The sequence below is a fragment of the Portibacter marinus genome (assembly GCF_021533195.1).
Classification (GTDB): domain Bacteria; phylum Bacteroidota; class Bacteroidia; order Chitinophagales; family Saprospiraceae; genus Portibacter; species Portibacter marinus.
In genome coordinates this window covers 354,330-379,249 of record NZ_JAJNKB010000002.1, presented here as the reverse complement: position 1 = coordinate 379,249, position 24,920 = coordinate 354,330, and the positions used below count along the sequence as shown (strand labels likewise).

General features: G+C 39.0%; 22 protein-coding genes. 12 read left to right on the top strand and 10 right to left on the bottom strand.

Features of this window, described 5'->3' with window-relative positions; all coding sequences use genetic code 11:
* Positions 1-57 precede the first annotated feature (57 nt).
* The 3 genes from fusA to rpsL are packed head-to-tail and all read right to left on the bottom strand — an operon-like array spanning position 58 to position 3,057.
* Positions 58-2,193, bottom strand: a complete 2,136-nt coding sequence (fusA, locus tag L2567_RS05725; RefSeq protein WP_235296791.1) for an elongation factor G — start codon at positions 2,191-2,193, stop codon at positions 58-60.
* A gap of 15 nt (positions 2,194-2,208) precedes the next feature.
* Positions 2,209-2,676, bottom strand: a complete 468-nt coding sequence (gene rpsG, locus L2567_RS05720) for a 30S ribosomal protein S7 (protein ID WP_235296790.1) — start codon at positions 2,674-2,676, stop codon at positions 2,209-2,211.
* A 6-nt stretch (positions 2,677-2,682) separates the two neighbouring features.
* Complete coding sequence (gene rpsL, locus L2567_RS05715) at positions 2,683-3,057, bottom strand: 30S ribosomal protein S12 (protein ID WP_235296789.1); 375 nt, start codon at positions 3,055-3,057, stop codon at positions 2,683-2,685.
* A 346-nt stretch (positions 3,058-3,403) separates the two neighbouring features.
* On the opposite strand from rpsL, the gene L2567_RS05710 reads away from it, so the two are divergent.
* A complete protein-coding gene (locus L2567_RS05710; RefSeq protein ID WP_235296788.1) occupies positions 3,404-3,841 on the top strand; it encodes a GNAT family N-acetyltransferase in 438 nt (145 codons plus the stop codon).
* Here L2567_RS05710 and L2567_RS05705 read toward each other — a convergent pair.
* Positions 3,838-4,821, bottom strand: a complete 984-nt coding sequence (locus L2567_RS05705; protein WP_235296787.1) for a DUF6695 family protein — start codon at positions 4,819-4,821, stop codon at positions 3,838-3,840. The genes L2567_RS05710 and L2567_RS05705 overlap by 4 nt on opposite strands.
* A complete protein-coding gene (locus L2567_RS05700) occupies positions 4,822-5,802 on the bottom strand; it encodes a polyprenyl synthetase family protein (protein ID WP_235296786.1) in 981 nt (326 codons plus the stop codon).
* Between the two features lie 80 nt (positions 5,803-5,882).
* Here L2567_RS05700 and L2567_RS05695 point away from each other — a divergent pair, with 80 nt between their 5' ends.
* Positions 5,883-7,583 (top strand): amidohydrolase, encoded by a 1,701-nt coding sequence (locus L2567_RS05695; protein ID WP_235296785.1) that lies wholly within the window; start codon positions 5,883-5,885, stop codon positions 7,581-7,583.
* A 3-nt stretch (positions 7,584-7,586) separates the two neighbouring features.
* Here L2567_RS05695 and L2567_RS05690 read toward each other — a convergent pair whose 3' ends face one another.
* Genes L2567_RS05690 through L2567_RS05680 form a run of 3 tightly spaced genes read right to left on the bottom strand, consistent with a single transcriptional unit; the run spans position 7,587 to position 11,879 of the window.
* Complete coding sequence (locus L2567_RS05690; RefSeq protein WP_235296784.1) at positions 7,587-10,277, bottom strand: MopE-related protein; 2,691 nt, start codon at positions 10,275-10,277, stop codon at positions 7,587-7,589.
* A 20-nt stretch (positions 10,278-10,297) separates the two neighbouring features.
* The gene (locus L2567_RS05685; protein ID WP_235296783.1) at positions 10,298-11,302 is read right to left on the bottom strand and encodes a FecR family protein; all 1,005 of its coding nucleotides are present in this window, start codon (positions 11,300-11,302) and stop codon (positions 10,298-10,300) included.
* A 49-nt stretch (positions 11,303-11,351) separates the two neighbouring features.
* A complete protein-coding gene (locus L2567_RS05680; RefSeq protein ID WP_235296782.1) occupies positions 11,352-11,879 on the bottom strand; it encodes an RNA polymerase sigma-70 factor in 528 nt (175 codons plus the stop codon).
* A gap of 113 nt (positions 11,880-11,992) precedes the next feature.
* Between L2567_RS05680 and L2567_RS05675 the strand changes: the two genes are divergently transcribed.
* The 10 genes from L2567_RS05675 to L2567_RS05630 all read left to right on the top strand — a co-directional run bounded on the left by L2567_RS05675 (position 11,993) and on the right by L2567_RS05630 (position 21,221).
* A complete protein-coding gene (locus tag L2567_RS05675) occupies positions 11,993-12,349 on the top strand; it encodes a hypothetical protein (protein ID WP_235296781.1) in 357 nt (118 codons plus the stop codon).
* A 384-nt stretch (positions 12,350-12,733) separates the two neighbouring features.
* Positions 12,734-14,134, top strand: coding sequence for an anthranilate synthase component I family protein (locus tag L2567_RS05670; protein ID WP_235296780.1), 1,401 nt, complete (start codon positions 12,734-12,736; stop codon positions 14,132-14,134).
* Between the two features lies 1 nt (position 14,135).
* A complete protein-coding gene (locus L2567_RS05665) occupies positions 14,136-14,708 on the top strand; it encodes an anthranilate synthase component II (protein WP_235296779.1) in 573 nt (190 codons plus the stop codon).
* Positions 14,709-14,712: 4 nt separating this feature from the next.
* The gene (gene trpD / locus L2567_RS05660) at positions 14,713-15,711 is read left to right on the top strand and encodes an anthranilate phosphoribosyltransferase (protein WP_235296778.1); all 999 of its coding nucleotides are present in this window, start codon (positions 14,713-14,715) and stop codon (positions 15,709-15,711) included.
* Between the two features lies 1 nt (position 15,712).
* Entirely contained in the window at positions 15,713-16,531 is an 819-nt protein-coding gene (trpC, locus tag L2567_RS05655; protein WP_235296777.1) for an indole-3-glycerol phosphate synthase TrpC, read from the top strand.
* Between the two features lie 54 nt (positions 16,532-16,585).
* Positions 16,586-17,212: a phosphoribosylanthranilate isomerase gene (locus L2567_RS05650; protein ID WP_235296776.1), complete on the top strand. Its 627-nt coding sequence runs from the start codon at positions 16,586-16,588 to the stop codon at positions 17,210-17,212.
* Positions 17,197-18,387, top strand: a complete 1,191-nt coding sequence (trpB, locus tag L2567_RS05645; RefSeq protein ID WP_235296775.1) for a tryptophan synthase subunit beta — start codon at positions 17,197-17,199, stop codon at positions 18,385-18,387. The genes L2567_RS05650 and trpB overlap by 16 nt, the downstream gene beginning before the upstream one ends.
* Positions 18,377-19,150, top strand: coding sequence for a tryptophan synthase subunit alpha (gene trpA / locus L2567_RS05640; protein WP_235296774.1), 774 nt, complete (start codon positions 18,377-18,379; stop codon positions 19,148-19,150). The genes trpB and trpA overlap by 11 nt, the downstream gene beginning before the upstream one ends.
* The gene (aroF, locus tag L2567_RS05635) at positions 19,147-20,160 is read left to right on the top strand and encodes a 3-deoxy-7-phosphoheptulonate synthase (RefSeq protein ID WP_235296773.1); all 1,014 of its coding nucleotides are present in this window, start codon (positions 19,147-19,149) and stop codon (positions 20,158-20,160) included. The genes trpA and aroF overlap by 4 nt, the downstream gene beginning before the upstream one ends.
* 92 nt (positions 20,161-20,252) lie before the next feature.
* Positions 20,253-21,221 carry a chorismate synthase gene (locus L2567_RS05630; RefSeq protein WP_235296772.1) on the top strand — a complete coding sequence of 323 codons (969 nt, stop codon included), beginning with the start codon at positions 20,253-20,255 and terminating at the stop codon, positions 21,219-21,221.
* Between the two features lie 4 nt (positions 21,222-21,225).
* On the opposite strand, the gene L2567_RS05625 is transcribed toward L2567_RS05630, so the two are convergent.
* On the bottom strand, positions 21,226-21,966 hold the full coding sequence (locus L2567_RS05625) for a hypothetical protein (RefSeq protein WP_235296771.1): 741 nt from the start codon (positions 21,964-21,966) through the stop codon (positions 21,226-21,228).
* A 57-nt stretch (positions 21,967-22,023) separates the two neighbouring features.
* Positions 22,024-24,525, bottom strand: coding sequence for a CHAT domain-containing protein (locus L2567_RS05620; protein WP_235296770.1), 2,502 nt, complete (start codon positions 24,523-24,525; stop codon positions 22,024-22,026).
* Positions 24,526-24,920: the final 395 nt, after the last annotated feature.

The window sequence follows — 24,920 nt, the reverse complement described above, 5'->3', positions numbered from 1 at the left end:
TATTATTTTAAAAAGCGGCACAAAGATAGCAATATATCTCATTGCCGCAATATTTTCTTAAACTTTTACTTCACCTTTAGCTTCAGCAATCACCTCATCTGCCACACTCTTAGGAGCTGCTGCATAATGAGAAAATTCCATTGAGCTACTCGCTCTACCTGAAGTTATGGTTCTAAGCTGCGTCACATACCCAAACATTTCTGATAAAGGAACGTCAGCAGAAATTTGTACTGCTCCACCAGACTTTTGTTCCTGGCCTTTTGGAAGACCTCTTCTTCTGTTCAAGTCACCAATAACCGAACCAGTATATTCTTCAGGAGTAGTAATTTCAAGCTTCATGATCGGTTCAAGAAGTACAGGTTTACAACCTTTCGCCGCTTCTTTAAATCCTTCTTTAGCACAAAGTTCAAATGCAATAGGCTTTGAATCCACAGCGTGAGTCGAACCGTCATACACTCTAACTTTCATACTATCGATACCATATCCAGCAAGTATACCATTGTCCATCATAGACGTAAATCCTTTGACGATAGATGGCATAAATTCTTTAGGAATCTTACCTCCAACAATATCATTTACAAACTGAAGTTTAACCTTTCCAGCTTTAAAGTCATCAGATTCTAAAAATTCTTCGTCTGCGGGTCCTAATTCAAATTGCATGTCTGCAAACAATCCAGAACCACCAGACTGCTTTTTCAACCTTTCTCTATGATCTACCTGTTGAGTCAATGCTTCCTTGTAATTAACTTGAGGAGCACCTTGATTACATTCTACCTTAAACTCTCTTTTCAATCGATCAACGATGATCTCCAGGTGAAGCTCACCCATTCCACTGATCACCGTTTGATTTGTATCCGGATCGAACCTTACTTTAAAAGTAGGGTCTTCTTCAGCTAACTTTGCTAATGCCATACCCAGTTTATCCATGTCCTTTTGAGATTTAGGCTCAACTGCGACACCAATTACCGGATCTGGAAATTTCATGCTTTCTAAAACGATCGGGTGCTTCTCATCACAGAGCGTATCACCTGTTCTCAAATCCTTAAAGCCTACTCCAGCTGCTATATCTCCAGCCTCTACCCTATCAATAGGATTTTGCTTATTGGAGTGCATCTGGTAAAGTCGAGAAATTCTCTCTTTTTTACTTGTTCGTGTATTATATATATAAGACCCTGCATCCAAAACACCAGAATAAACTCTGAAAAACGCAAGTCTTCCTACGAATGGATCGGTTGCAATTTTAAAAGCAAGAGCCGTGAAAGGCTCGTTAACGGAAGGCTTTCTTTTAACTGGCTCTTCGGTATCCGGATTAATACCTGTCACCGCATCAACATCTAATGGTGAAGGCAGAAATGCGCATACTGCATCCAATACCGCCTGAACTCCTTTATTTTTAAAGGCAGATCCACACATCATAGGAACGAATTTGTTATCTAAAACTGCTCCTCTAACTGCGTTGATCATTTCCTGCTCCGTGATACTATCCTGATCTTCAAAGAATTTTTCCATTAAATTCTCGTCATATTCAGCAACCGCCTCTAACAATTTCTCTCTCCACTCTAATACAGTATCCTGTAAGTCTTCAGGGATAGGAATTTCCTCGTAAGTCATCCCCATATCGTGATCGTTCCAAACAATCGCTTTATTAGTAATCAGATCTACTACACCTCTAAATCTTTCTTCAGCACCGATCGGCACCTGCAAAGGAATAGCATCTGAACCCAATTTTTCTTTTACATCATTAACTACGCTAAAAAAGTTAGCGCCAGATCTGTCCATTTTGTTAACAAACCCTATTCTAGGTACATTGTAGTTGTCAGCCAATCTCCAATTGGTCTCAGACTGAGGCTCCACTCCAGATACTGCACAGAAGAGAAACACTAGACCATCAAGTACTCTCAATGATCTGTTCACTTCTACTGTAAAATCAACGTGACCCGGAGTATCAATGATGTTCATCGGATAATCCTGCCCTTTCCAGTTCCAATTGGTCTTAGTCGCAGCGGAGGTAATGGTAATTCCTCTTTCCTGCTCTTGCTCCATCCAGTCCATTGTAGCTGCACCATCATGTACTTCACCAATTTTGTGACTTAGACCTGTGTAATACAGTACTCTTTCCGTAGTAGTTGTCTTACCAGCATCAATGTGTGCTGCGATACCAATGTTTCTAGTGAATTTTAGATCCTTTGACATTTAATGTTTGTTTTATTATACTCTAAAGTGTGCGAATGCCCTGTTCGACTCGGCCATTCTATGTGTGTCTTCTTTCCTTTTTACTGCTGCACCTTCTCCTTTACTTGCTGCAAGCAATTCGTTAGCCAACTTATCTGCTATCCCCTTCCCATTTCGCTCTCTGGCAAATCGTATCAACCATTTCATTCCGATAGAAGTTTTTCTCTTAGCAGGAATTTCAGTTGGAATTTGGAAAGTAGCACCTCCAATTCTTCTACTTCTCACTTCTACTTGAGGGGTGGCATTATTCAACGCTTTCTGCCAAACTTCATGAGGGTTTTCATCACTTTTCTCAGCTATGATGTCCATGGCTTCATAGAAATTAGCTATTGCGACATTCTTTTTGCCTGATACCATTAAGTTATTGATGAATTTTGTAACCAGTTGATCACCGTATCTAGGATCTGGAGCAATAACTCTTAATTTCGGTCTTCTTTTTCTCATGCGAAATTATTTTTTAGGTCTTTTAGTACCGTATTTACTTCTACTTTGTAATCTATCATTTACACCCGCTGTATCTAAAGCACCTCTTACGATGGTATATCTTACACCAGGAAGATCTTTCACTCTTCCCCCTCGTATCAAAACTATACTGTGCTCTTGCAAGTTGTGACCTTCACCTGGAATATAGGCAATGACTTCAATTCCATTGGTCAATCTTACTTTTGCGACTTTTCTAAGTGCTGAATTAGGCTTCTTGGGTGTCGTTGTGTAAACTCTGGTACAAACTCCTCTTTTCTGAGGACATCTGTCTAAAGCTCTAGATTTACTCTTCGTAACAACTTTTTTTCTACCCTTCCTTACCAGCTGATTAATAGTAGGCATATTTTCTAAAACATTTATTTTATGTTAAATCTTTGTAAAACCCTTGAAAATAAGGTCTTTCGACCCAACTAGAGACACCTATTCTCAAAAGCGAATGCAAATGTACGACTATTTTTCGATTTTCCAAATGCCATTCTCTCCATTTTAACAGTTATTTATAGAGTTAGGTCTCTAGTGATTCAATCTGTCCTATTAAATTGAAAAACCAAGTATGTTTAGGTCCAATTAAAATTTCACAACTTGAAATGCATGCAAAATATTCTATCGATTCATTAGCCAGGTTTTAAGCTCAATAATCTTTAAAGAGGTTGATTTTTGATAATTTGTCAGCATCAAAACCCATTTTATGAATTATAGAAAAGCAAAAAAAGAAGACATGTCTGCGGTTCATCACCTCGTCCAGGTCTTAGCTGATTATGAAAAAGAAGGTGATGCCGTGAATGTAGATCCAAAATATTACGAAAGGTGCTTTGAGGAAAAAGTATTCCAGGTCATTGTAGCTGAAGATCAGGAGCGCATTGTAGGAATGGTACTGTACTACATGAATTTTTCCACCTGGAAAGGCAAGATGATGTATCTGGAAGATTTTGTCGTCTTACCGGAATACAGAAACCAAGGTGTGGGAAGCAAGCTTTGGGAGATGTGGTTAAAAGATTCAAAAGCCCAGGGTGCCAAAATGGTTAAATGGCAAGTTTTGGATTGGAATGCTGAGGCCATAAAATTTTATGAGCGACAAGGAGCAACCATAGAAAAGCAATGGTGGAACGGCAAGATCATTTTCTAAACCAGTTCCTTATAGCCATAATTGTAGAGCCTGTGAATTTTTCCATTCTGACGCACAGTGCACCAAAGTGCATTACAGTCGTGAATCAGCTCGTAAGGTTGATTGATGTCAAACTGCTCACTATCGGAGTAAAACTCCTCTTCAAATATAACTTTTCCGTCTGGATACCTTCTTTCAAATATATATTTTCCATTTGGTTTAGAAAGTCTAAACCAGCCGCTTGCGCCTACACCATCCAGCCAGTGATGTGTGTCTTCCAGGTCAAGTTTTTCTTGATGTTCTTCATCTTCATCACTTGGTTTAAGGAAAAGGTGCTTAATTACCGCTGTAAATTTCGAACCATTATAATGCTCTATCTCACCATCTAATACACTATACACTTCACTTTGATCTGTACCGTTGAAAACGATACCCAAAGGCGAAGGAGTGACCTGATTCCATAATTTAAGCTTGGTTCTTTGTTTGCGCGACTTTATCCCTGCTTTAAAGGTATCATATACGAACCGCGCACAATTAGAAGCATCTTTTTTAAAAGGGTCGTAAGCAAGGGATCCTTTTAAATTGATATCTCGTATAAAATTTTTAGCTTTTCTATAATTAATATTGTAACAGAAAGAGCCATACATTCTACCTGCTCCATGTGTTTTATCGGGATGAGCTTCTAGATAAAGTAGAATTTCTTCCTCGTTCTTGATTTTACCATCTTCGTCAAATTCAGCCTTGACTTCGATCACACATTCCGGATCTGTATATTCCGTACGCGTTCTCCCTTTTCCAAAAGGGGTGATGTATCTTCCAAAGTCAGCATACTCGACCTTTCCAGTTTCTCCGTCAACCAAAGCCAGAGCTGCATGTCCAGCACAAACCTTATCATTTTTGATCATACCTATCCATTCCAAAGGTTTCTTATACCATGCCGGAATCATAGAAACAAATTCCTCAGGAAAGGCCAAAGCGATCAGTGCACCAGTTTTACCCATTTAAAAATCTCTGTTTATTAATTGCTTACCTAAATTTTTAATTTCAACCTTATTTTCAATTGGTAATACAATTGCATCCAAATGTGCATAAGACAAATCGAGATAGGCATCCCTTACCTGTCTTGCGTATTCGTCTACCACTAAACTCTTGAAGATATTAGTGACTTCATTGATTTTTTTTTGTTCTTTTCCAGAGGTGTGTTCTGAGTATAATGAAGTGAGCTTCTCTTTCACTTTATTACCAGCAAGTTCTATTGCCTTGAGGTAAAGATACGTTTTTTTATTTTGAACTATATCGCCACCGATCTTTTTACCGACCTTCTCATAGGTCCCAAATGTGTCTAATAGGTCATCCTGCAATTGAAATGCAATACCAATATTCTTACCAAATTGATAGAGTTTTTCACTGTCTTCATCACTTGCCCCTCCAATCAAAGCGCCCATTTTCAATGCTCCTGCGATCAATACACCAGTTTTTAAGGTAACCATCTTGAGGTAGTCATCGACATGAACATCATCACTGCTTTCAAAATTCATATCCATCTGTTGCCCTTCACACAATTCAGAAGCCAACTTGCTGAAAATATCGAAGAGTTTTACCTTTAGTTGTGGGTTTTCATACTGTCCCAATAAGCGATAGGACATAATCAGCATTGCGTCTCCCGATAAAATTGCCAGGTTTTCATTCCACTTTTCATGCACTGTCGCTTCACCCCTCCTGGTTTCTGCCTTGTCCATAATATCATCGTGAACAAGAGTGAAATTGTGAAAAACTTCCAATGCCAGAGCAGCATCCATCGCTTTTTCAGGATCACCGCTGAACATTTCACAAGCCATCATGACCAAAACGGGTCTGATCCTCTTTCCACCTAAGTTCATCATGTATTCAATGGGCTGATATAAATTAGAAGGATGCCCTTGAAACTTATACTGGCTTAGATATAAGTCAAACAAATTCTTAATCTCTTGACTTGAGTGCATATTTTGCTTTAAATTTTTGACAAAGATAGAAATTGAATTAGCTTACAATTGTTTTCACATTCTCGAATTATTTAAGATAGATGAAGTTTTTAAGAATATTGCTGTTGTTTTTATTGATCCAATCCTGTACTGAAGAAGATCAATCTGTTGATTTAATCATTTCCAATGCCAACATCTGGACTGTAGATGATGAAAATCCCAGAGCTGAAGCTATTGCAATGCAAAATGGAAGGATAACACAGGTAGGAAACACAAGTGAAATAATGAAGCTTAAAGGTGATAGCACGAGAGTAATAAATGCCAATGGTGCGTTTGTTATGCCCGGATTCATAGAAGGGCATGGTCATTTTTCCGGCTTAGGAAAGTCCCTGCAAAATTTGAATTTTCTAAAAGCAACATCATGGGATGAAATTGTCAACATGGTAGGAGAAAAAGCCGCAACCTTAGATAAAGATGTTTGGATAGAAGGACGAGGATGGCATCAAGATAAGTGGAAAACTGCTGAAGAAGAACTTACAGATGGCTATCCATCGCATGATAAATTGAGTGAGGTATCACCCGATAACCCAGTTATACTAGTACATGCTAGCGGACATGGTTTGTTTGCAAATAAGAAAGCAATGGACATGGCTGGTATTTCAAAGGAAACTGGTGATCCTGCTGGTGGAAGAATAGTAAGAGATAATCAGGGCAATGCCATCGGAATGTTTGAAGAAAGAGCTATGGGTCCTATCAGAAGCATCTATCAAGAATATCTTTCTACCCTGGATCAGGAAGAACTGCAGAAGAAATGGGTGGAAGCCATTGGCCTCGCTGAGCAAGAATGTCTTTCAAAAGGAATTACCTCTTTTCAAGATGCGGGCTCTAGTTTCAAAGAAATAGCAGACTATACAGAGATGGCTGAAAATGGCGAATTAGATTTAAGATTGTGGGCCATGTTACGTCATTCTTCAGAACGAATGAAAGGAAAAGCTGAGGGCGCAAGAGTGATAGATGCTGGAAATAAGTTTTTCACTTGCCGTGCTATCAAAACCGAAGTGGATGGTGCATTGGGCTCCTATGGTGCTTGGTTGCTGGAGCCATACCATGATAAGCCTGGCTTTCATGGTCAGAATACGACAGAAATCAGTGAAGTTCAAGCTATTGCTGACATTGCTATTGAAAGCAATATGCAGCTGTGCGTACACGCCATAGGTGATCGGGCAAACAAGGAAGTATTAGACATCATCGAAAAAGAACAACAAGAAAATCCCTCATTGAAAGATGCGAGATGGAGAATTGAACATGCTCAGCATGTAGACCCTGCCGACATTCCTCGTTTTAAAGAATTAGGTGTGATAGCAGCAATGCAAGGTATTCACTGCACATCGGATGCATTGTTTGCAGAAAATAGACTAGGCGAACAAAGAGCCAGAGAAGGTGCTTATGCGTGGAGGTCCTTTTTAGATGAAGGTGTGATTATTGCCAATGGAACAGATGCACCTGTTGAGGATGTGGATCCGATCGAATCCTTTTATGCCTCGGTCACACGAAAACGGGTGGATAATGGTTTTGAATTTTTTGTGGAACAAGCCATGAATCGTGAAGAAGCTGTTCACTCTTACACGCTAGGAAATGCTTATGCTGGATTCGAAGAAGATGATAAGGGATCACTAGAGGTAGGCAAACTCGCTGATATTGTTATCCTTTCCAAAGACTTAATCAATTGTTCTGATGATGAAATAATGGATACAAAAGTATTGTATACCATTGTGGATGGAAAGGTAAAATATGGTGATTAGATTTTAAAAAGTCATGATCACTTTTTCGCTAAATAATCTTTCTCCACTTTCTGAAATAAGAATTAAAATATAAATACCTGTTCCTAGATTTCTCATATCTAACTCCTGATAATGATCGGTGAAATCTAAATTTTTTAGAAGCATCAATCTCCCATCGACTGCATATACTCTCATTTCAGCATTAATGGGCTCGGGATAATGCAAAATAAATTCACCGGTATTGAGATTGTTGATATAGAATGCGGATGAAGAAGCATCACGTCCACTGCAATCTTCGTCTATGTCATTGTCCAATAAATCAATAACGCCAGGGTTTACACCAGCTTCGAAGTCATTACAGTCGGTATCGTCAATGACGAAATTTATCGGAGGAACATTTATACAGGTATCAAGTGATACATTGGCATCGCCAAATCCATCCCCATCCGAATCCAGATAATAAGTATATAATGTCAGACCCTCATCAATATACCCATCACAATCGTTGTCCTTACCATCACAAACTTCTTCTGCTCGCGGATATGAATCAGCTGACAGGTCATCACAGTCAAAGGCCATTGTGGAATAACCGACGGGAGGTGTGTTAACACATGTATCTATGCTTTGCTCTAAGGTACCATAGCCATCGTCATCTGAATCCAAATAATAAGTGAATATCTCCAGATCCTCATCAATTAATCCATCGCAATTATTATCCAGGCCATCACAAATTTCAACAGCACCCGGATAAGAGGCTGCATTCCTATCATCACAATCTTCATAATTGTAAAACCCATCATTATCAGCATCAACATAAAAGTATTCACGTGCTTTTTGAAAGCATTCTTCAGCGATTTGAATTCCAATCTTTCTTCCGGGTATGTCATCGACTGGTGGGTGTATACCACCCCAAATTCGGGATAAACTGGTCTGATCGGAAGCGTCTCTGTATGTAGCCCACTGTAAAACAATGTCTTCACTGGGACCGTCTTCGAAGACCAGAAATTCATTTTTTGCAGCTTGGAACTCGGCCAGCCCTCCAGGAAAATATTCATCTCCTGTAATTCTAGCCAATATATCAGCTGCTGCACGTGAAAAAGTAGAGTGTCCGGATACGTAGCCTGCAAATGGTGGTGTCACAAAGGAAGGTCTTTGGTAAGGCCACCAATCCTTGGCAAGAATCCAATCCACATCAGCTAATGAATTCTCGGGATCCTGAATAAAATCTGGCCCTTTCCATGCCAGAATCTTTACTTCATTGGTATTTTCACCTTGAATACCGGCCAAGGGATCGCCAGGCATCACCAGTTCAATGTATCCATCAACCAAAGGCATTCCATGAGGATGATAGTTTGGCAAATTCTGTGAACTAGACTGGCCTTTCGTGGCCATATATCGAATTGCTGAAACAGGTCTTATATAGTCATAAAAGCCTTTAATTCCCCAGGCTGTGACAGCACAATCGTGCATCGCTCCGCCTAATGCCAGATAGGTTTTGACATCCCACTCTAAATCATCCACAACCTCCCCTTTTCCTTCAAATCTTTTTTCAAGTAATGGACTGTCATTGACATAATTCAGAATCGTAAACCAGTGACCAGGAGGCGTTTCAGAATCAGGCCCATCCGCCCAAAATTCTGCAAGCACCCTTCCATAATCAGATCGTTTGACCAAATTTGGTTCGTATGACTGACCAGTAACAGGATTGATCAAATGGCCGGGACTGTTGTCACCACCTTTCTCAAAATTGTAGAAATCTTTATATTCTTCAAAATTTGCAGGCAGTTGCATGTTATTACCAATACTTCCAGGAGAGATGTCAATTAAAGTATCATTCTTTACGCCTAAATGTGAGGACCATACTGAAACAAGCGCAAATCCCCACTTGTACGGATCATCAATTCCCATACCATCCTGAATGTACCAGGGATGTCCCGGGTCATGATAAACATTCCAGTATCCCCATTCATTCTCATATCTGGAAAGGACGGATTCGTCTAAAGCAAAGGGTGTTACATTACCCCATTCCGGACTCAGAAATTCCGGTGTATTTAATGGAATTACGTTACCGCTTTGATCAATAAAAACATCCAAAGTGAGTGACTGCCACTTATTGGGATCTTCTATTCCCGGATTTCCGGATCGATCCATAATCAAAGGTGGATTAGCGGTCTCGTAATATAAATTTTCGTAACCTTGAATTTCATTTGCACCGTCATTCAATCCAAATTTGATAATGTGGTCAGCGATAAAGTTGCCAAGAGCTGCAGGATCACCACTTCGATAATCAAGAGAAGTGTTGTTCTTGTCAAAGCCGAGATGGGTGATGAGTGAATCAGTGGCCAGGTATAACTCCCAGGCACCTGGAGAGGTTAGAAATCTGTGTCTCAGTAGTCTATACATCGCATGGCTGATGGCTTCTTCACGTGAACTCTCAACATCAATTACAGAGGGCATACCTTCAAATTCAAAATTGTAATCATCAATCGTATTGCCCATAAAATAAGGTCTTGCAATAGAATCATACAGTGCCCATGCATCGTACATTGCCACAGAGCTGTGAAATAAATTTCGCGCATGAACCGTCGGTCGAGCAAAATCACCGCGAATACCCTGCAATAAAATTTCATTCCATTGTCTTGCCACAGAGTGCTGTCCTACTAGCACATGAGCAAAAAACAAAAGGAAGAAAGTGGTTTTGATCCAATGTTTCATTGACCACAAATATAAGCCTATTATCGGTTTCTGGGAATGATTTCTGTTATTTCAAAACAGGTGGGACATCCTTTACTAAGTACAACTACTAAGGCCTTCTCTTCCATCAAGCGAATGACCTCTCTGACAGATTTACCTTCGTAATCAATGTCCATGTCTGCAAGTATGTGGTCACCGATCCCCGATCCAAAGGTTACGCGACCTCGGGAGACTCTCCTGAGATACTGCAAAACATCTTGTACTTTAGGGATGACGCGAGGTGCTGGTGGCTGTGGAATGGTATCTGGTTCATTCATATCTATGAAACCTGTACCATCATATTTCATAACATCTCCTTCCTCGAGTGTCACGTAGTTTTCTGGCTCATCTATAATGTAAAACTTGACTAGCCCTTCTTCATTTGCTACTTCTGATTCGATTCCCTGCGTTTTGATATTAAATATTGTTCCTAAAACTTCCACTGCAGATTCTTCCGTTTCTACGATAAATGGTCGCTGCGTATCTCGTACCACATCAAATTTTACTTCGCCTGCTATCGTAATATTCCTCTTAGTGTCGTACTGGTATGTCCTTTTAGTCTTAAAAGAAGCTCCTTTTTTAATGTTCACCAGGGAACCATCTTCCAACTCCATATTCATTTCCTCAGCAGCCTCTACAATTTCAATATATTCGGACTGAGGCCATAAGAGCCAAGTCGATGCGATGAGTACAGTCAGTGAAGCTGCTACAGCAAGATTTGTTCTCCATCCATGACTCCTCTTAGCGATGGGTACGACCTTAAAAGGTTCCTTTTCCTTTCGCTGAGGAGTATCCTTATCAATAGATTCTTCGAAGACTTGCCACTCTTCTTCCAGATCAAACTGCACATAATCAGCTGCTGCGGACGATTCCTCCCACATCATTTTGGTAAATTCAAATTCTTCTTTGTGGTCTGTACTCTCTTTAATCCATGCTTCTACCCTTTCCTTCAAAGCTGCCGAAGAATTACCATCCAAATAAGTCAATATGTCCTTCTCTTCTATCATTTAGGTGTCTCTATTTAGACGTTTTATTATCTTTTTCTCACACTTTAGATTAGTTAAATATTTCACTGTCTTTCAATTTATCCCTAAGGATGGCAAATGCCCTTGCCATATTACTTTCTACCGTTCTTTTGGATATTTCCATATCAGCTGCTATTTCCTCATAAGAAAAGCCCTGAAATTTATTCAGTTCGAAGATCTTTTTCATTTTAGGTTTCATGCCTTTCATGGCCTCGACTATCTGTTCTCGAATTAAAAAAGAACGCGCATCGATGTCTACATTCTCTTCTGCTAAATCATAGTCTCTGAAATCATCTTGTAACTCTATAGCGTGATCAGTCTTAGATCTGATGTAATCTAATGCTCGATTCCTAGAAGCCTGAAAAAGATAGCTTTTAATGGAGGTAGAAATGTTGATTGAATCTCTTTTCTCCCAAACTTTTCCAAAGGTCGATTGGACAATATCTCTGGATATCTCGTAATCCTTCACGTACCTGGAGTAAATAAAGTTAACGAGCGGATTGTAATACAGCTCGAATACTTCCCTGAACGCAGAGCGATCTTTAAAAGGTGTATTCAAATGTTTTCAATTGCATTTTTAAATCCTTTCAAATCTAACTAAAGCCCAACTCAAATAAAAATTATAATTTGTTCTTTGTAGAAATTACTATATATTTTGTTAAAAATAACCAGATGAGGAAATGCCTAGAATGTGCGGAAGAAATCCGAGGTCGCTCCGATAAAAAATTCTGTGGAGATTATTGCCGAAATTCGTATAACAACCAATTAAATAGAAATCCTAATAACTACGCCAGAAGAATCAATCATATTCTAAGAAAAAATCGACGTATACTAGCTGAGTTAAATCCCCATGGTAAAACAAAGGTGCATCGGGACCGCCTATTTGAAAAGGGATTTAATTTCAATTATTTCACTAACCAATACATCACCAAATCCGGAAATGATTACCACTTTATCTACGACTATGGATATCTGGAACTAGAAAACGATATGTTTGCATTGGTCTACCGAAGCGACTATGTCAAATAGTAATTTGTCTTTAAAAAAAGGTCACCTGACCATAAAATCAGGCGACCTCATTCCGTTCTCATTACTTTTCAAAATTCTCCATATATTTAGTTCTTCGCTAACTCTGAATCAAATAACTAAATAATAGTCTGTTACATATAACCAAAATTAAATATAAGTCTTTTTTTTAATATGTTGTAATGATTTATTTTATAAATTTTTACAATAGTTTCGAAAACAATATATATTTGCATTGACATGAAAAGAAATAATGTAAATAATACAGCTTGGTGGTGGCACTTCAGGAAACTGGATGTGGCATAATCTGTATTTAATTTACTCAAAATTATAAAAGTGACTTGCCACGATTCGGCAAGTCACTTTTTTTTTAAGCATAAAGTTTCAATGGAGAAAATCAAAATTCATTCTAATAGCAGAAAGATGTTTGCAGATCTTTATACTCCGGTTCAGATGCTTATGAATCTGAGGAGTAAATTTCCCAAAGTTTTTCTGCTAGAAAGTTCTGAATACAATAAGAAAGAAAATAGCAGGTCTTTTCTGTGTTTTGAAAGTTTACTTTCTTTTTCAGCTAGTCAGGGAAACATTAAAATTAAGCACCAAAAAGGGGAAACCACACGAGAAAATTTATCCAAATTAACTGTTTTGGACCGTCTGTCCGATACCTTCAATCTCATTGAATTCGAAGGCAGTGCGGAGTGTGAAAAGTATAATGGTTTTTTTGGTTATAGTAGTTTCGATGCCGTACAATATTTTGAACAAATTGAATTTGATGAAGAAAAAGATGAAAAACTGATACCGGACTTAGTTTATGAATACTTCCAATTTGTAGTGGTCATCAATCACTTTAACGATACACTTACTATCATTGAGCATCTGCCAGAAGGAGCTGAATCTAAAATGGATGAGGTGCAAAATTTGATTTCTAACCGGCATTCTAATTCAGCAAGATTCAAAATGATTGGACAAGAATATTGTCCCATTCCACCAGAGCAATTTAAGCATATGGTTACAAAGGGAAAACACCATTGCCAACGTGGAGATGTGTTTCAAGTCGTTTTTTCGCGACGGTACTATCAGGATTTTAAGGGTGACGATCTCAATGTATATAGAGCTTTAAGGTCCATAAATCCTTCCCCATACTTATTTTACTTCGATTTTGGCTCTTACCGGATTTTTGGTTCTTCTCCTGAAACGCATCTTACTATTAACGATGGTATTGCGGAGATCCATCCGATTGCCGGGACTTTTCGAAGGACTGGAGATGATGAGAAAGATGCTGAGCTTGCTGAAAAGTTGTTGAAAGATGAAAAAGAAAATGCCGAACACGTGATGCTGGTAGATCTCGCACGTAATGATCTGAACCGAAAAGCAGATAATGTCAGAGTAGATAAATATAAAAACACCCAATTTTTCAGTCATGTCATCCATTTAACGTCAATTGTAAAAGGAGATATGACCGTCAACGAAGATGCGTTAAGAATTTACGCAGACAGTTTTCCGGCAGGCACTTTAAGTGGAGCTCCCAAGTACCGCGCTATGGAACTGATCAATGAAAACGAACCCCATTCCAGGAGTTTTTACGGTGGAGCGATTGGCTTTTTGGGACTCAATGGAGATATCAATACCGCAATTATGATCAGATCATTCTTGAGTAAAAACAATAAGCTGATTTTTCAGGCTGGTTGCGGCATAGTGATTGATTCAGATGAAGAAAAGGAACTCCAGGAAGTAGAAAATAAACTGGCCGCTTTAAAGCGAGCCTTAATCTTAGCAGAAAGTATTTAAGATGAGTAGGATACTAATCATTGACAACTATGATTCATTTACTTACAATCTTTTCCAGTTGGTAAAACAAGTAAGTAATCTTCAGGTGGAAGTTCACCGGAATGATCAAATTAGTGTAGAGGACTGTCAAAGTTATGATAGGATCATTCTGTCCCCCGGACCTGGCCTTCCTGATGAAGCAGGAAATCTAAAACCTATTATTAAGGCATATAGTGGTAAGAAACCAATTTTTGGGGTATGTCTCGGCCAACAAGCGATCGGTGAGGTTTTTGGTGCTTCTCTAAAGAATCTATCCCGCGTCTATCATGGTATAAAGACAGAATTCGTACAAACGGAGGCCGGTAAGGAAATGTTTGAAAGCATTCCTGACAGGTTTATGGCAGGTCGTTACCATTCATGGGTTATCGATAAAAGCACTTTACCGGATTGCTTAGAAGTAACATGTACGGACGATGAGGGAGAAATTATGGGTATTGCACATAGGGATCATAAAACCAGAGCTGTCCAGTTCCATCCTGAATCTGTGATGACCGAACATGGCAAGGAAATGATGATCAATTTTTTAAAACTTTAGTGGCATGAAAAAAGTATTGGAGAGATTATTCAATCATGAAGAATTAAGCAGAGAGGAAGCCAATGTGCTGATGAGGGAGATCGCAGATGAAAAATATAATGAGATGCAACTTGCATCATTATTGACCATATACAGAATGAGACCTATAAGTATTGCTGAATTCGCCGGGTTTCGTGAGGCATTGCTGGACTTGATGATTAAAGTAGACTATGACCGTTCCTTATTGATTGACATGTGTGGTACAGGAGGCGATGGTAAGAATACTTTCAACATCTCCACATTGGCTTCAGTAGTGGTGGCAGGTGCAGGTTACAAAGTAGCTAAACACGGGAACGCTGCGGTGTCTTCAGTGTGTGGTTCTTCCAATGTCATTCAGGGGTTGGGATATAAGTTCACTGATGAACTCGGGATCATTGCAGAGCAACTTGACCAGTTCAATCTTAGCTTTATGCATGCACCACTTTTTCATTCTGCATTAAAACCACTAGGCCCGGTTCGCAAAGGTATGGCAGTCAAAACTTTTTTCAATATGATGGGTCCACTGGTCAATCCCGCTCAGCCCGGTCAGCAAGTGGCTGGAGTTTATTCTCTTGAATTGATTCCTTTTTATAGTCATATCATGAATGAAGGTCAAATTAATTACTCAATCGTGCATGCTTTAGATGGTTATGATGAGATTTCACTCACAGGTACTACAAAAGTTGTCACGGAACAGGGTGAAGAGTTATTAGAACCCGCCGATTTTAACCAAAATCGAATTGAAGCTGAACAGATTTTTGGAGCAGATACCATAGCAGATGCCATCAAGACATTCGGTCTGATCCTGAAAGGCCAGGGCACTGATGCCCAAAATGCGGTTGTTCTGACCAATGCGGCTCTTGGTATTCAGACTTTTGATCGCCAAAAATCTTTTGATGATTGTCTATTGGAAGCTGAAGATTCGCTCAAAAATGGTAAAGCATTTGATAATTTAGAAGCATTGATTAAATCAATACAATACTGATATGAGCATACTGGATAAAATTGTTAAAGCAAAAAAGGAACAGGTAGAACGAGATCAATCGCTATATCCTATCAAGTTATTGGAACAGAGCATCTACTTTGATTCTCCCTGTGTGTCTATGAAAGAATATGTTTGTCGGGATGACAAATCGGGAATTATTGCTGAGTTTAAGAGAAAATCGCCCTCTAAAGGACCCATTAATCTTTATGCCTCTCCTGAAAAAGTCAGCATTAGTTATATGCAAGCAGGCGCATCCGCAATTTCAGTGTTGACGGATAAAGAATTTTTTGGGGGATCAAATGAGGATTTGAAAACGATAAGAAATTACAACTATTGTCCTATTCTCAGAAAGGAATTTATAGTTAGCGACTATCAGATTATTGAGGCGAAATCCATTGGTGCTGATGCGATCTTGCTGATTGCCAGCATCTTAAGTGAAAATGAGATTAAACAATATGTTGCCCTCGCCAAGACCCTGGGCCTGGAAATTTTATTTGAAGTACACGATGCGGACGAGATAAAGAAATATGTAGAAGGAATAGAATTAATAGGGGTTAACAATCGCAATTTGAAAACATTTCAGACAGATTACAATTATTCAAAGGAGATATATGATCAATTACCGCTCGACGCTGTGAAAATAAGTGAAAGCGGGATTAACGATGCCAATGTTGTAAAAGAGTTACAAGATTGTGGTTATGATGGATTTTTAATTGGAGAGTATTTCATGGCGAGTGGTGATCCTGGTGCTAGTTGCAGGAAGTTTGTAAAGGAATTGAGATCTACAAGATATTCTGATGTAGAAAGTTATAAATCATAAATTACAAGTGATAATGCGAGCGGTTGACTACAAATTTTTAAGCAGTTACAAAAGATGAAAATAAAGGTATGTGGAATGCGAAACCAGGAGAATATTCTCCAATTGTACGATGCCGGCATACGTATGATGGGTTTCATATTTTATGATCAATCTAAAAGATACATTGACATAGAAAAAAGAGACCTGATACTAGGAGCAGTACCTCGAGATGTAAAAAAAGTCGGTGTTTTTGTCAATGCAGATCTTGATTTTGCAAAAAATACGGTAATAACGTATAACCTCGACTACGTACAACTTCATGGAGATGAGGATCCTAAATATTGTGCCGAAATGATGAAGCTAGCCAAGGTCATTAAAGCATTCAATGTTGATACCGTTTTTTCGTTCGACACTACCATCGCTTACCAAAATTGCGATTACCTTTTATTTGATGCGAAAGGTGCCGAGAGAGGGGGTAATGGCATTCAATACAATTGGAATATACTCAAAGATTATAAATATGAAACGCCCTTTCTAATAAGTGGGGGTATAGGTCCGGACGATGTGGATAAAATACTGGCATTTGCCCATCCTAAATTTGTGGGTATCGATATCAACAGTGGGTTTGAAATCGAGCCCGGGCTTAAGAACATTGATAAAATTAAAACATTTACAAGCTATCTCAAATGCAGTACGCAGTAAACGAAAAAGGTTTTTATGGTGATTTTGGAGGTGCATTTATACCTGAAATGCTTTTCCCAAATGTGGAAGAACTCAGGCAGAAGTACCTGCAAATTTCATCTACAAAGGAATTCAAAAAAGAATTTGATGACTTGCTTAAGCATTATGTCGGTCGTCCTACTCCATTGTATTTTGCTAAAAAATTATCAGAAAAATATAAAACTCAGATTTACTTAAAGCGAGAGGATCTGAACCATACGGGAGCACACAAAGTCAACAATACCATCGGCCAAATATTACTAGCTGAGAGGATGGGTAAGAAGCGTATTATAGCCGAAACAGGGGCTGGCCAACATGGCGTGGCAACAGCAACGGTTTGTGCATTGAAAGGACTTCAGTGTATTGTTTACATGGGTGAGGTAGACATTGCCAGACAGGCTCCCAATGTTGCAAGAATGAAAATGTTGGGAGCAGAAGTGAGACCTGCAACATCTGGAAGTAAGACGCTTAAAGATGCCACTAATGAGGCCATCAGAGACTGGATCGGAAATCCGGAGGATACTTTTTATATCATTGGTTCTGTAGTAGGCCCCCATCCCTACCCTGACATGGTTGCTCGTTTTCAAGCGGTCATTTCTGAAGAAATTAAAAAACAACTTCAAGAGCAAATTGGTCGGGATTACCCTGATTACTTGTTGGCCTGTGTCGGAGGAGGCAGCAATGCAGCGGGAACTTTCTATCATTATTTAGATGATCAAAGGGTGCAATTATTTATGGCAGAAGCAGCCGGTCATGGAATTGATACTGATAAGTCAGCAGCTACCTCGGTTTTGGGTACAGAAGGGATCATACATGGAAGTCGTACACTGTTGATGCAAACGGAGGATGGTCAGATCGTTGAGCCACATTCGATTTCAGCAGGGCTGGATTATCCTGGGATTGGTCCATTGCATGCTCATCTGATTAAGACCGGAAGGGCGCGTTCATTTCCTGTTACAGATCGAGAATCATTAGATGCCTCATTTATGCTAAGCCGAACCGAAGGCATAATCCCTGCTCTTGAATCAGCTCATGCCCTTACCATTTTGGAGAAATACGACTTTGGTAAAGAGGACATCGTAGTTTTGAATCTCTCGGGAAGAGGTGACAAGGATCTGGATACCTTCATGAAATATATGGATGATTATGCAAAGTAAATTTGAAGAACTTTTTCATTCGGGCGATAAGCTATTGAGCATCTACATGACGGCTGGATTTCCAAACTTAAACGATACGGTGCCTATATTAAAGGCTTTGGAAGCCAATGGAGTAGATTTTGTAGAAATCGGCATGCCTTACTCTGATCCTTTAGCAGATGGAACGACCATTCAGCAAAGTAGCCAAAAGGCTATTTCAAATGGCATGAATTTAAATACGCTATTTGCTCAGATCAAGGAAGCCAGAAAAGAAGTAAGCATGCCTTTTGTCTATATGGGCTATTTGAACCAATTGATGCAGTATGGGCTGGAAAAATTTTGTAAAGCATGTATTGATGCGGGTATTGATTCACTAATCATACCAGACTTGCCCATGGATGTTTATGAAGAGGAGCACAAGGCTATCTTTGATGATTACAACCTGGGGATGAGCTTTCTGATTAGTCCACAGAGTGGCGAAGCCAGAATAAAAGAGGCAGATCGGCTTAGTCATCCATTTTTGTACCAAGTTTCCAGCAATGCAATAACAGGGGCTAAATCTGGAATTAGTAAAGCTCAATTAGATTATTTCGGAAGAATTGAATCTATGGGACTCAAAAAACCGAAGATGATAGGTTTTGGTATCTCCAGTAAAGAAACATTCGAACAGGCATGCCGGAGGGCAAATGGTGCCATCATTGGCAGCGCATTTATCAAAGCCATAAGTCAGGAAGGAAGCATTGAAAGTAAAGTTGAAGAATTTATTAAAAGCATAAGATCATGATTATACAAATTGCAGCAGATTGTGAAGAAGCTCAACTGGATCGAATAAAATCTGAAGTTCAGGCTATTGGATATGAAGGGACTGATATTGAGACGCAGTTTGGTAAATACATTATCGCCATTGGGAAAAAACAGTTTGATATTCGTCGAATTGGGTCAATGGAAGGTATTAAGGATATTCACAGAGTGTCTGACGCCTATAAATTAGTTTCGGCGAAGTGGAAAGTAGGTGAAACAAAAGTGAAGATTGGTGAAGACTTGTTTATTGGGGATGGTCACTTCCAGATGATGGCAGGCCCGTGTTCCATTGAATCAGAAGAGCAAATAGAATCAACAGTAAAACACCTGGTCAATAATGGAATTAAAATTATGCGAGGTGGCGTGTATAAGCCAAGGAGTTCACCATACAGTTTTCGGGGTTTAGGTATTGAGGGACTCAAATTGTGGTACCAAACCTGTCGGGAACATGGAATCAAAATTGTGACAGAAGTCATGCAGGTTTCACAAATTGAGCCAATGCATGATTACATTGATATTTTTCAGGTTGGTGCGCGTAATTCACAAAATTTTAATCTTCTTGATGAATTGGGTAAAGTGGATAAACCAATTTTACTTAAAAGAGGAATAAGTGGAACGATGAATGAGCTATTACAAGCTGCTGAGTATATTTTTTCAAATGGCAACGAACGAATTATGCTTTGTGAAAGAGGAATTAGGACTTATGAGGGTGCTTATAGAAATACGATGGACCTTAACGCAATTGCAATGTTGAAAGAGAAAACGCATTTGCCTGTAGTGGCTGATCCTTCGCACGGGATCGGAGTACGGCGCTTTGTACCTCAGATTGCGCTTGCATCGGTCATGGCAGGAGCGGATGCACTCATAGTAGAAGTACATGAAAGTCCGGAAAAAGCTTTTTCTGATGGCCAACAGACGTTGAGTTATCGTGAAGCGGAGGCATTGTATGAGAATGTGCGCAAGACGATAAAATTGAGGGGAGAATTGGTGTAGTTTGCTCTGTGGGCTTTAGTGAAATAAAAATTTTCACCCATTGACATAATTAAGATCTTACAATTTATTGATTCTAGAATTCAAAGTTAAAGATGAACAGTTTCGGAAGAATATTTAGATTAGAAATTTTTGGTGAATCTCATGGAGAAGGATGTGGTATTTTATTGGACGGAGTGCCACCTGGAATCCCCATCAGCGTGGAAGACTTTTTACCTGACCTTAAGCGCAGACAAGCAGGAGCGAAAGGAACCACTCCAAGAGTAGAAAAAGATATGCCGCATCTTAAAAGTGGTGTTTTTAATGGTCATACGACAGGCGCTCCCCTGATGATTTTTTTTGAAAATCAAAATACACGATCAAAAGACTACTCTAATCTAGTGAAACAACCACGCCCCGGTCATTCCGATTTTGTGGCTCATAAAAAATTCAAGGGTTTTCAAGATTATCGAGGGGGCGGACATTTTTCTGGCCGATTGACACTGGGACTGGTTGCAGCTGGTGTTATTGCAAAGAAGATTACGCCAGAAATTAAATATCATGCGGAGCTCATCGAAGCAGGTGGGCTTTCAGATATCGACCAAGCCATTGACCAAGCCATTCAGGAACAAAATTCAATTGGTGGTATTATTCAATCCACTGCCAGCAATATTCCTATCGGTCTGGGTGAACCCTTTTTCGACTCTGTGGAATCTATTGTGGCCCACCTGGTATTTGCAATTCCTGCCACTAAAGGGGTAGAATTTGGTTCTGGCTTTGCGGCAGCAAAAATGACGGGTATTGAGCACAATGATAATTTCATTGATGAGACCGGAACCACTGAAACCAACAATGCTGCTGGGATCAATGGCGGGATCACCAATGGAAATGATTTCTATTTCCGAGTAGCCATAAAACCTACCTCTTCTATTCATAAAGCGCAAAAAACCGTCAATCTTGAGTCTGGTGAAGTGGAGGATTTGGTCATTGTGGGTAGACATGATGTCTGTATTGCATTAAGGGCGCCAGTGGTCGTAGAGGCCATCACGGCTATCGCATTTGCGGATTTGAGTTTACAGGCCTAATCGTCTATAACTCTCCATGTACCACCTTGTCTCTGATGCCTAGGTAGCGTTCGATTTCCTGCTCCATATATTTCGCGTGACTGATATCCCTGATTCTGGTGAGCACCTGATGATGCTTCTGACCATCCTGACCATTGACTATAAAACATAGCGCCATTCCATCAGTGGTTTGTTTGACATAAACTTGTTCAATTTCATTCCGATCAAATTTCATATCTTTTACCATATGTCTCGGTCGTCTTTGAATGGATACTTCATGCTCATTAACATTAATGTAAATTTTATGATGCTTCCGTCTTAATACCACATACATTCCTATGGCCACTAATACAGCTGAAAAAACAGCAACATAGATTGCGTTTTCCACATCTTTCAAGAAGTAAAGAAGCAGTGAAAAAATAAGCATGAAAGGAGTAAGGGATAGATTGATAATTTGAAGCACCGGTAGTGGCTGGATGGTTTCTATTTCCATTTCATCTTTAAAATAGAATATTTCGACTCCTTCAGGCCTTTTGACCTTTTCCCGCTCCTTCACATTTGTCTGTAAATGCATTAAATCTTTATCGACAGAAAACAAAGCATTACATTGAACACACTTACCTATCCGGGATTGAAGGTCAATGTTTTCTGCCTGGACCTTCGCTGAGCAGGAGGGACAATCCACTTTTATAAACTCCATCTTTTCGTCAGGATCAATAAAAGGTAAGTCTAGTTTTTCAACTTCAATTTTCTTCTCACTTTTCATGCTGCAAAATTTTTTTTCTAATCATATTAATATGAATCTACTGCTTGATCATGCTATTTAGCTTAGGATTTTGTTCCTGAAAAGGAACAATAACCCTAAAAGAAGTAATGAACCGAAAATAAATACACTGGTCAGGGAGAGGTTTTGCTTTTCACCAAAGATCAAGGATGAAGTATCACCATAAAGAACTACTCCAGCCCAATAGAAGGGGTGCTCAAAAGCAGTTCCTGCTTGCATCTGCAAATGATGAAACTTTGATGCACTTAATGCTGCTGACTTGCTGTTACCTTCTTTCAGTTTTTGGTAGAAATGAAACATGATATCACTTGTCGATTGATCAGGAGCAGGCCAAAGTGTTGCAACCACACTAGGGACTCCAGCAAATGCAAATGCACGGTCCAGTGATACTAGTCCTTCACCTAATTCAACTTTACCGACTCCTGTATTACACGCCGAAAGCACTGCCATTTTAGCTTGTAATCTCATCCCATAGAGCTCGTTGAGGTAAAGCCTATTGTCCTCGTCTGCGCCATGAAATACAAGATTAATCAATTCAGGATCATAGTCATTTAAATTAGAATGCATGGAAAAATGTAGCAGATCAAAGTTATCAGCTACTTCCATAAAAGAGGACTTGCTGGCCTCTTTTCCTTTCAGTACCCGACCTTTAATCAATTTTCCTATCCTATCTACTTCATTTTTAGCTCCTGAAAGATCATAAGCTTTTTGCCTTAAGGCCTCCTGCTCATTAGAAACTGATTTCGAATAACTGGGTGCAACGAACAATGCATTTGCAACCTCTTTCGAATTACTCATGGTCTCGTAAAATGCCAATGCACTTAAATAGCTAATGTCGTAATGAGCTAAAAGATAGTCTCCATTTTTCATCAAAACTTCAAAAGGTAAAAACTGCAAAATGCCATCCGCTTTGATCAACAATTTTTTCGTTACTGGCCATTCAGGAAAAAGCAAGTTACATAGATCTGTACTCTGTGATTTTAGATCTGGCAAATCAGAATGAGGATCATTTAATAATTGCAAAAAGCCAGCCACTTGCAATTCCAGGCTGTCTTTGGCAGCCAGCGAGATTACCTTTCGGTAGTCCTTAGAAATGATGAAAAGATAAGTGGAATCCAGGATATTTTCATATTTGAAAATTTGATCCTGATGTTTAAGTCTACTGGTCAAATCATCCATTGAAAATTCTGCTTCTTCAAATAAATAGTAAGATGAATTGGAATTTCTTTTTTGCCTTTCAATTTTTTCAATTTCCATTTCTATTTCGAAAATATCGGAATGAACCAATTGACTTGAATCCGATAAAATCTTTTGCTTCAACTCAAGCAATTCCTCTCTCAGACTTGATTCCCTGGCAACTAATTTTTTGTCAAAAAACGTCTCCTGACTGTGATTGAGCTTGTGATTGGTCCAAAGATATTTATGATTCGTATTTTCCGAAAAGGCTATAAGATCTTCGATTTTCAAGTCACCTTCTTTCAATTGTGCTTTAGTACTTAGAATGCCACCGACTAATTGTTCATACATGGTTTTAGTATAGGGTGTAACCTTCGCTGCTTTAATGGATCGACTGTACTCATGAATTCCCAGTTGATACAGTGCATTGGCTATTGACAATGCTGACTCGTTGTTTTTAAAGCCATTGTAAAATTCCATGGCCATTCTCGAAAGAAGATTGATATTTACAATAGGTGCACTGGAAGGTTGAAAATCACTTAGACCTTTATGTAAGACCAGATCGATTTCATTTTTAGGGTCAAGGTCTTTGATGACCTCCTTGGTGATCGATAACGCCGAATCAAAATCATTTAACCTAATATAGGCTAACGATTTTAGAAATAGAAAAAAAGGAAGTCGGTTGTCATCCACTTCACTTCCTTTTTCAATTAATTCATTTATATAGAGTAGAGCTTCTTCTTCCTGGCCTGAATAAACACTCGCTTTACCTAAATTAAATAAATATTGTAAGTGATATGAAGAACTAGGATTGTTTAAAACGGATATGGCTTTTTGATAGTATGGAATTGACCTGGCTGGAAGAGTTCTGATGAATTTTTCACCCGTCAAATTATAAATCGAAGCCATTCTAAGTTTAATCTCATCATTTTCTGAGAACTCCTCATAGTATAGCTCCGCCTCCTTTACTATTTCAATGGCATCTTCATACTGGTCCTCTCGTAAAAATTGGACCTCTTTATATAAAAGGTGGTAACGTGTTTGCATTACTTGCTCAGGATCAATAGAATTCCTTTTTTCAAAAGCCTCATTGAGATGTTTATACTTCTGAACATATTTCATACCACGGTCTAAATCTCTGACTTGCCACGCTATATCACTAAGCATTCCATATAGCTGAGCGATAATTGAGGTATCGGGATGAACTAAATGATTTAATTCTTCTTCAGCCTTTTGAAAATATTCATATCCTTTCCCGACCTGACCTGGATGAAGGCCCTTATGGACCACACCTAAAAAATAGTAAATCCTCAAATTAATATTTTCATCAAAATATCTATAGTCCTTAGATAATGCCTCTGCCATTTCCAAATCTTTTAGAGCTTCTTCGTATTGGGCATTATTGCAATACGATCGGCCACGATGAAGCAGGAAATTAAATTTAAAAAAAGTATCTAGTGAGGTTTGCTGATTCGTTTTTTCTAATGCCCAATTACAGTATTCAATCCGGTCTTCGGTTCTTAAAGCCGTTCTAGATAAATTTGATATAAAGTAATGTAAGTAAGATAATTTGCTATCAATGCTTATGCTTTCAGATTCAATGAGCTGACTTAAAGCTCTATGAAGTAGCTTAAAATCTTGATCGTCGAAAGTATTTTGATATGTCTTAAAAGCTTGTAAATATTTTCTTTTTAAGTCAATGGTTTCGATTGAATGCTGTTCCAACTCATTATGTAGAGACGAAAGCGCCTTCGACGGGC

Coding starts and splice junctions, on each gene's coding strand:
- fusA (WP_235296791.1), bottom strand. CDS start 2,193: ATGTCAAAGGATCTAAAATTCACTAGAAACATTGGTATCGCAGCACAC.
- rpsG (WP_235296790.1), bottom strand. CDS start 2,676: ATGAGAAAAAGAAGACCGAAATTAAGAGTTATTGCTCCAGATCCTAGA.
- rpsL (WP_235296789.1), bottom strand. CDS start 3,057: ATGCCTACTATTAATCAGCTGGTAAGGAAGGGTAGAAAAAAAGTTGTT.
- L2567_RS05710 (WP_235296788.1), top strand. CDS start 3,404: ATGAATTATAGAAAAGCAAAAAAAGAAGACATGTCTGCGGTTCATCAC.
- L2567_RS05705 (WP_235296787.1), bottom strand. CDS start 4,821: ATGGGTAAAACTGGTGCACTGATCGCTTTGGCCTTTCCTGAGGAATTT.
- L2567_RS05700 (WP_235296786.1), bottom strand. CDS start 5,802: ATGCACTCAAGTCAAGAGATTAAGAATTTGTTTGACTTATATCTAAGC.
- L2567_RS05695 (WP_235296785.1), top strand. CDS start 5,883: ATGAAGTTTTTAAGAATATTGCTGTTGTTTTTATTGATCCAATCCTGT.
- L2567_RS05690 (WP_235296784.1), bottom strand. CDS start 10,277: ATGAAACATTGGATCAAAACCACTTTCTTCCTTTTGTTTTTTGCTCAT.
- L2567_RS05685 (WP_235296783.1), bottom strand. CDS start 11,302: ATGATAGAAGAGAAGGACATATTGACTTATTTGGATGGTAATTCTTCG.
- L2567_RS05675 (WP_235296781.1), top strand. CDS start 11,993: ATGAGGAAATGCCTAGAATGTGCGGAAGAAATCCGAGGTCGCTCCGAT.
- L2567_RS05670 (WP_235296780.1), top strand. CDS start 12,734: ATGGAGAAAATCAAAATTCATTCTAATAGCAGAAAGATGTTTGCAGAT.
- L2567_RS05665 (WP_235296779.1), top strand. CDS start 14,136: ATGAGTAGGATACTAATCATTGACAACTATGATTCATTTACTTACAAT.
- trpD (WP_235296778.1), top strand. CDS start 14,713: ATGAAAAAAGTATTGGAGAGATTATTCAATCATGAAGAATTAAGCAGA.
- trpC (WP_235296777.1), top strand. CDS start 15,713: ATGAGCATACTGGATAAAATTGTTAAAGCAAAAAAGGAACAGGTAGAA.
- L2567_RS05650 (WP_235296776.1), top strand. CDS start 16,586: ATGAAAATAAAGGTATGTGGAATGCGAAACCAGGAGAATATTCTCCAA.
- trpB (WP_235296775.1), top strand. CDS start 17,197: ATGCAGTACGCAGTAAACGAAAAAGGTTTTTATGGTGATTTTGGAGGT.
- trpA (WP_235296774.1), top strand. CDS start 18,377: ATGCAAAGTAAATTTGAAGAACTTTTTCATTCGGGCGATAAGCTATTG.
- aroF (WP_235296773.1), top strand. CDS start 19,147: ATGATTATACAAATTGCAGCAGATTGTGAAGAAGCTCAACTGGATCGA.
- L2567_RS05630 (WP_235296772.1), top strand. CDS start 20,253: ATGAACAGTTTCGGAAGAATATTTAGATTAGAAATTTTTGGTGAATCT.
- L2567_RS05625 (WP_235296771.1), bottom strand. CDS start 21,966: ATGAAAAGTGAGAAGAAAATTGAAGTTGAAAAACTAGACTTACCTTTT.
- L2567_RS05620 (WP_235296770.1), bottom strand. CDS start 24,525: ATGGCAGAGGCATTATCTAAGGACTATAGATATTTTGATGAAAATATT.